This window comes from Tenacibaculum sp. AWR4_210, from assembly GCF_056160945.1.
In genome coordinates this window covers 1-609 of the sequence record NZ_JBSWYF010000040.1, presented here as the reverse complement: position 1 = coordinate 609, position 609 = coordinate 1, and the positions used below count along the sequence as shown (strand labels likewise).

At 44.3% G+C, this 609-nt stretch carries 1 pseudogene; it reads left to right on the top strand.

Annotated elements, in window-relative coordinates:
* Window positions 1-609 (top strand): annotated as a pseudogene (locus ACXAG7_RS19915) (hypothetical protein); the annotation flags it as partial.

Below are 609 nucleotides of genomic sequence, written 5' to 3'. Positions count from 1 at the left end.
CCTTTAACGGTGACGGTAACATTACTTCTTCTGACTTAACGGTTGGTGGTGATGCAAACGCTTTACTTGGAGATGTTACACTAGAGATCGCTGCAGGTGCTGTTGGAACTACTGAATTAGCTGACAATGCAGTGACTACTGTGAAAATAAACGATAACGCTGTAACTACCGGAAAGATTAATGACGATGCAGTAACAGCTGCTAAAATAAACGCTGATGTTGCGGGTACTGGTTTAACACAAAACGGTGCCGGTGCCTTAGTAGTAGATCCGACTGCCTTTAACGGTGACGGTAACATTACCTCTTCTGACTTAACGGTTGGTGGTGATGCTAACGCTTTATTAGGAGATGTTACACTGGAAATCGCGGCAGGTGCTGTAGGAACAACTGAATTAGCTGACAATGCAGTGACTACTGTGAAGATTAATGACGATGCAGTAACAGCGGCTAAAATAAACGCGGATGTTGCAGGTACCGGTTTAACCCAAAACGGTGCGGGCGCTTTAGTAGTAGATCCGACTGCCTTTAACGGTGACGGTAACATTACTTCTTCTGACTTAACAGTTGGTGGTGATGCAAACGCTTTACTTGGAGATGTTACACTAGAAA